The 5657-nt window shown below is 69.2% G+C and carries 7 protein-coding genes; 1 reads left to right on the top strand and 6 read right to left on the bottom strand.

Annotated features, from left to right (window positions below):
• The 4 genes from VF536_RS15455 to VF536_RS15440 all read right to left on the bottom strand — a co-directional run.
• Positions 1–473 (bottom strand): FGGY family carbohydrate kinase (locus tag VF536_RS15455; protein ID WP_331615752.1); only part of this gene is annotated, 473 nt, incomplete at its 3' end.
• On the bottom strand, positions 473–1366 hold the full coding sequence (locus VF536_RS15450; protein WP_331615751.1) for a TorF family putative porin: 894 nt from the start codon (positions 1364–1366) through the stop codon (positions 473–475). The genes VF536_RS15450 and VF536_RS15455, both read right to left, overlap by 1 nt.
• A 40-nt stretch (positions 1367–1406) precedes the next feature.
• Complete coding sequence (locus VF536_RS15445) at positions 1407–1883, bottom strand: DUF2147 domain-containing protein (protein ID WP_331615750.1); 477 nt, start codon at positions 1881–1883, stop codon at positions 1407–1409.
• A 166-nt stretch (positions 1884–2049) separates the two neighbouring features.
• Complete coding sequence (locus VF536_RS15440) at positions 2050–3234, bottom strand: MFS transporter (protein ID WP_331615749.1); 1185 nt, start codon at positions 3232–3234, stop codon at positions 2050–2052.
• A 114-nt stretch (positions 3235–3348) separates the two neighbouring features.
• Here VF536_RS15440 and VF536_RS15435 point away from each other — a divergent pair, with 114 nt between their 5' ends.
• Entirely contained in the window at positions 3349–4086 is a 738-nt protein-coding gene (locus tag VF536_RS15435; RefSeq protein WP_331615748.1) for a helix-turn-helix domain-containing protein, read from the top strand.
• 58 nt (positions 4087–4144) lie between these two features.
• Here the strand turns inward: VF536_RS15435 and VF536_RS15430 are convergent, their stop codons facing one another.
• Together VF536_RS15430 and VF536_RS15425 are read right to left on the bottom strand one after the other, a co-directional pair.
• A complete protein-coding gene (locus VF536_RS15430; RefSeq protein WP_331615747.1) occupies positions 4145–4654 on the bottom strand; it encodes a hypothetical protein in 510 nt (169 codons plus the stop codon).
• Positions 4655–4658: 4 nt separating this feature from the next.
• Positions 4659–5384, bottom strand: coding sequence for a hypothetical protein (locus VF536_RS15425; protein ID WP_331615746.1), 726 nt, complete (start codon positions 5382–5384; stop codon positions 4659–4661).
• Positions 5385–5657: the final 273 nt, after the last annotated feature.

Here is a 5657-nt window from a genome sequence, read left to right as displayed (position 1 = left end):
GCCATGTGGCCGGCGGCGTCGCGTCCGCTGAGCGACGGTGCGCCGCCGGTCAGGCGCAACCAGCGCCAGAGCTTGTGCGGCGCGTAGCCTTCGATGTTGAGCCAGCGGCCGCGCAGCCGTCGCCGGATCGCGGCGGCGCCGCGCGCGTCCAGCCAGCTGAAGGCCGGGCCGATCGCGCGGCCGTCGCGACCGAGGCAGACGGTGACCTCGGTCTGCGTGGAACAGCACACCGCCGACACGCGCCGGCGACGCGCGGCGTCGGGCGCGAGCACTTCGCCGGCCGCCTCGAGCAGCGCCTGCCACCAGGCCTCGGGATCCTGCTCAGCCCGCGCGCCGTCGACCAGCAAGGGCACGGGACGGAAGGCCCAGGCCAGGACCTCGCCGCCCAGGGTCACCAGCGCGCACTTGCAGCCGCTGGTGCCGAGGTCGACCGCCAGCACCAGCGGCGAGGTCGATGAGACCGGAGCGCTCATCAGAACTTGCGCGACACGGACACGACCAGCGTGTTGTTGTCCTGGCGTTTCCAGCCGTCGCCGTCGGGGATCATGAAGAGCTCCGGCCGGTGGGTGCGGGTGGCGACCCATTCGGCGGTGAAGGCGAGGCCCCAGCGCTGATGGGTGACGCCGATCGAGTAGTCGCTGAAGTCCGCCTCCTTGAAGTGGCGGATCTTCTGCGTGCCGGCGTGCAGGTTCAGGGTCGTGGTCGGCGTGAGCGGATGGCGATAGGCCAGCTCGTAGAGCATGCTGCCGCGCGAGTTGTTGTCGCCGCGGGCGTAGCACTCGAGCGCCGGCGTGGGATCGACGCCGGCCACGAGGATCTGGCCGCAGACGCCGCCGGTGTCCGCGCCGCGGTAGGTACGCGAGAGCACGTTGAGGATGCGTCCTTCGAGCTTGCCCCAGCCGATCTCCAGCACGGCGTAGGCGGTGTCGTAGCGGGTGCGGCGGAAGTCCACCGGCACGCCGGCTTCCATGTCGATGCCGTGCGGCGCGTCGAACTTCGCGCCAGGGAAGAACTCCTTGGCCAGGCCCACGCCGAAGTGCCAGCCGTCCGGATCGCCGAAGCGGTAGCCGGTGCCGAGCAGCAGGTTGAGGCCGTCGCCGTCGGTGAAGGCCTTCTTGCTGACCGTGGACAACTGGGCGAGGCCGATGATCCCGGATTCATGCGCGACCTGGACGCCCAGCTGCAGCGAGGGCTTGCGGCCGGAGTCCGACACGCCGCGGTTGCGCAGGTCGGAGAGCAGCTTCACCTCGGTGTCGACGGCCATCGTGGCGGTGCCGGTCTCGTCGGCGCGGGCGGTGGAAGGGCAGAGCACGGTGAGTGTGGCGAGGGCGGCGCAGGTCGTCAGCGCAGCGGTCTTGTGGTTCATCTCTGGTCTCCTCGTTCTGATGTTCAGGACTTGCTCACGCTCAGGATTTGCAGACGGGTGAAGCGGGCAGCTCGGCCACGCGCTTCATCTGCTCGGTCTGACCGAGGATCTCGGTCCCGATGTAGACGCGGACGTAGAGATCGCCGCCCTTCACACGCAGAGCGCCCTTGTATTTCTTCTTGTCGCGCGGGTCGTAGACCCAGCCATCGCGCCAGGCTTCGTTCTCGTAGCGGTCCAGCTGCGCGATCTGGATGCCGCAGGTGTCGTTGGCCTTGCCGGCGTCCTTGTCCCAGACGATGCGGCCGCACAGCGCGGTGAGCTTGTCGTCGCAGGGCTTGAACTCGATGACGGCGCCGCCGTCGGCGCTCAGCCATCGGCCCTTGGCGTCATCCGGTCCGACGGCCATCGCCAGGCCCGGGAGCAGCGCGAGGCACAGCGTCGAGATCGTCGTCCCCACGGTCGGCCAGGCCGACGTCCTGGGGGCGCTTCGTCGGGGAAGGGCTTGTCGAGCTGCCATCGCGTCCTCTCCGGAGGGTCTCGCCCTCGCGTCAATTGGATAGTGATGGCTATGGTATAGCGATGACTATCGAATTTGATTTGCGGAGAAACCCTGGCGGAACCCATTCTTGCTCCCTCTCCCGCTTGCGGGAGAGGGCAGGGGTGAGGGCCAGCGGCCGTCGAAGTCAGTCCGTCGTGTGTCGGACGGGCGAGCGCGTCAGAGGCAGCGCGAGGATCGCGAGCGCGGCGAAGCCAGCGGCCACGAACGGCACGGGAGCGACCTCATCGCCGGTGACGACCAGCGAGGCCATCAGCGGTCCGAATGCGCTGCCGAAGAGCTGGGCCGCCGGCACCAGCGACGCGACGCGCCCGCTGCCGTCGACGCGGAAGGCGAGCGCCATCTGGAACGGCAGCATGAACAGCCAGGTGAAGGTGAACAGCCCGCAGAGCGCGGCGAAGGCCGTGGCGCCGCCTTGCTCCGTTCGCGCGATCCCGAGGGCACTGAGCCCCAGCACGACGGCGCACCCCAGCAGCACGGGCCGCACCGGCAGCCGCCGCACGAGCCACGTGCCCACGCTGCCCCCGACGACCTGCATGCCGAGTCCGGCGGCGATGAGCGTCTGAACCGCCAGGGGCGAAAAGCCGGCGCGGGTGCCGAGCGGCTCGGCATAGGCCCACAGTGCGCCGAGGGTGGCGAGCTGCAGGAAGACGACCAGCAGCGTTCCCACGCGCGGCCGGGTCCAGGTCATGCCGATGCCGACCTGGCTCACGGTGGGCGTGAGCGGGCCCAGCGGCCGGGCGAAGGCGAGGGCGAGCAGGGCGGCCAGGCCGCAGAGCCCGGCCAGCACGGCGAAGCCGCCAGGCCATCCCGCCGTGGGAATGACGAGATGCGCCAGCGCGAGGCCGAGCATCGACTGCGCCAGGGTCTGCACGACGAAGAAGAGGCCGGCCAGCCGCTCGGGCACGGCGGCCCGGACGATGACGGCGGTGGTGCTCCAGACCATCAGGCCTTCGGCGATCCCGGCGCCGGCGCGGACCAGGCCCAGCGCCAGATCGCCCACGACCCGCATGGTGACGAGGTTCAAGGCCGCCGCGGCGACGGCGGCCACCACGGTGATGGCCCGCAGCGATCGCACCGGTAGCACCAGGTCGCCGATCAGCACGCCCAGGCCCAGGGCCACGATCTCTCCCATGGCGACCAGGCCGACGCCCTCCAGGGTGACGTGACCGGCCTCGAGCAGCGCACCCAGCAGCAGCGGTTGCAGGCCGAGCATCAGCAGCGCCACCGAGCCGACGACGATCGCCAGCGCCTGCGCGCCGCGCGTGCGGGCCGAGGCGGGCGCAGGAACCGTGAAGGGAAGTGTGCTCATCTCGGCGCAAACCATGCGTTGGAAGATGAGCGGAGATCTTATAGTCATGGCTATCGTTACGGGGTGCTCGCCAACCCTGGAAGAATCCCGCAGTGCTCACGCCGGTCCACGCCCATGCCACAGACTCGCCGCAAGACCTCCGACCTCTCCCTGGACGCCGTGCCGACCATCGGGTCGGCGCATGGGGCCTTGCCGGAAACCTCGTCTGAGACCATGCCTGACGTGGCGTCTCCGCCGTCCTTGGCGGGCAAGAAGCTGCCCGCGCAGCAACGCGCCACGGAGACCTACGAGCGCATCCTGGAGGCGGCGGCGCAGACCCTGATCGAGGTGGGCGTGGAGCGGCTCTCCACCAACCTGGTGTGCATGCGGGCGGGGCTGTCGCCGCCGGCGCTGTACCGGTACTTTCCGAACAAGTACGCGCTGCTGTTCGAGCTCGGCCAGCGCCTGATGCAGCGGCAGAACGAGTGCGTGACGAAGTGGATGTCGGTGGAGGTGGTGCGGGGCGGCGTGCCGACGCTGGAGGAGGCGCTGGCGGGCCTGCTGCTGGACACCTACGCGGCCACGCGCGACACGCCGGCGGGCGTGTGGATCATGCGGGCGATGCGGGCGGTGCCCGCGCTGCAGGAGGTGCGCCTGGCCTCGCATGCGGCGGTCACGGAGGCGCAGACGCGGCTGCTGGTGAAGGCGCTGCCGGGCGCGAAGCGCGCGGAGCTCAAGCTCGCGAGCCGGATCGTCGTGGAGCTGATCTACGCGACGGTGGAGATGCTCTTCGACGAGAGCCTCAAGCCCAAGGAGGTCGCGCGGATCGCGGCGGGGATGATGGCGAGCCACCTGGCGAAGGTGATGCGCTGATGCGCTGAGGCGGTGATGCGGTCTCGGGGACGAGACTGTCGCCCGTCACCGGCCTCTGCTATCGGCAGACCTCGTCGATCCATTCGCGGGAACCGGGCTTCAGAGGCACCAGCCGTTGAGTCTGGGCGCCGTCGGAAGCGAGGCAGAACTTGGCCCCGTAGCCATGCGTCGGATCGGACGGATCCGACGGGCGGCCGTTCAGATAGACCAGATAGACGCGGTCGGGCTGCAGCGGGGCCGGCGGCGTGCTGGTCTCCGCGCCGGGCGGCGTCTGGCCATAGGCAATGCAGCTGGCGTTCGACATCGGTGCGCCCTGGGCGGGATCCACGCCCATCGACCACACCTTGGTCACCGGCTTGGAGGACGCATCGGAGACGATCACCGCCTGCAGTCTCACGCCGGGATCGCGCTTCGCTTCCTTCGCGGTGAGCGTGAAACAGGGTTTTCCGCCTTCCATGCGGACCTCGGCCTCCCCGCGGCGGGACGTGGCGCAGGCCGAGCAGATCCAGGCGGACAGCGCGAGCAGAAGGATCGGCTTCAGCGGCTTCATCGACTTCATGGACGTCATGGGCTCAGGGCAGGTTGGCCTTGTCGGCGGGATTGGCGATGAAGGATTTGAGCACCTCTTCGAAGAGCGGCAGGCTCTTGGCGTATTGCCGCTGGCTCATGGCATCGGGCGAACTCAGGTGCTTGAGCGCGAAGTAGTCGGCGAGCAGGTCACCCTGGGCTTCCATGTTGTAGTCCCCGAGGGTCTGGCCGGACTTCAGCTCGTATTTGTAGGACAGGCCGATCCGGATCGCGCCGCGCAGGCGGACCCAGTAGCCGAGCTGGTGTTGCCACACATGGACCATCTCGTGCATGAACCAGTGCTTGTCGCCGTCCTCGCCCTGGGAGAAGTCTTCCTTGAAGTAGTCCTTGTTGAAGTACATCTCGCCGTTGGGTGTCATGGCGGTGTCGTCGGGCTGCAGGCCGAAGGGCAGGTACTCGTCCTTGTGGACCTTGATGGTCGTGTAGTCGAGCGCGTCCTTGAAGAGCAGGCGGGCCATCGCGATCTCGCCGGTCGTGAGAGCGCGGGCTTCGCCGTCGGGCGTGGCGATGGGTTTCCGAGGCGCGGGGACGTACGGGGCGCTGGCGGGCGGCGTGAAGTCGGCGGCGACCAGGATCCAGTTGTCGCCGGCGGACGCATCCAAGCCCACGGGGCCGGGGCGCGGCGAGTCGCCGAGCCACTTCGTGCCCGGATCGGACGTCAACCGGGCAACGTCCAACCCGAGCGGACCAGGAACGGCGGCACGTGCCATGTGGGGCTCCCTGCAGACGCCGCCGGACGGTCCGGCGGCAAGCGACCCATGTTGCCGTGTTGGCGGGGAGGGTGCAAATGACTCTTGGCTAGTCGTGGCCCTGGCCTTGCCTTTCATCGCGCGGGCTCGGTCCTGGTCTGCAGCATCCCGATCGTGTTGGCGAGCATGTGAGAGACGGCTGAGCGCTGCAGTTCAAACCTGGAAATTTGCAGCCTGTCGGCGAGCGCTGGGTGCCGGTCTGCGAATCGGGCAGAGTGCCCGATCGATCGATTC

Source organism: Roseateles sp., from assembly GCF_036486225.1.
Taxonomy (GTDB): domain Bacteria; phylum Pseudomonadota; class Gammaproteobacteria; order Burkholderiales; family Burkholderiaceae_C; genus Roseateles.
The sequence above is the reverse complement of the archived record's forward strand: the minus strand, read 5'-3'. Positions and strand labels throughout refer to the sequence as shown.

Coding starts and splice junctions, on each gene's coding strand:
- VF536_RS15450 (WP_331615751.1), bottom strand. CDS start 1,366: ATGAACCACAAGACCGCTGCGCTGACGACCTGCGCCGCCCTCGCCACA.
- VF536_RS15445 (WP_331615750.1), bottom strand. CDS start 1,883: ATGGCAGCTCGACAAGCCCTTCCCCGACGAAGCGCCCCCAGGACGTCG.
- VF536_RS15440 (WP_331615749.1), bottom strand. CDS start 3,234: ATGAGCACACTTCCCTTCACGGTTCCTGCGCCCGCCTCGGCCCGCACG.
- VF536_RS15435 (WP_331615748.1), top strand. CDS start 3,349: ATGCCACAGACTCGCCGCAAGACCTCCGACCTCTCCCTGGACGCCGTG.
- VF536_RS15430 (WP_331615747.1), bottom strand. CDS start 4,654: ATGACGTCCATGAAGTCGATGAAGCCGCTGAAGCCGATCCTTCTGCTC.
- VF536_RS15425 (WP_331615746.1), bottom strand. CDS start 5,384: ATGGCACGTGCCGCCGTTCCTGGTCCGCTCGGGTTGGACGTTGCCCGG.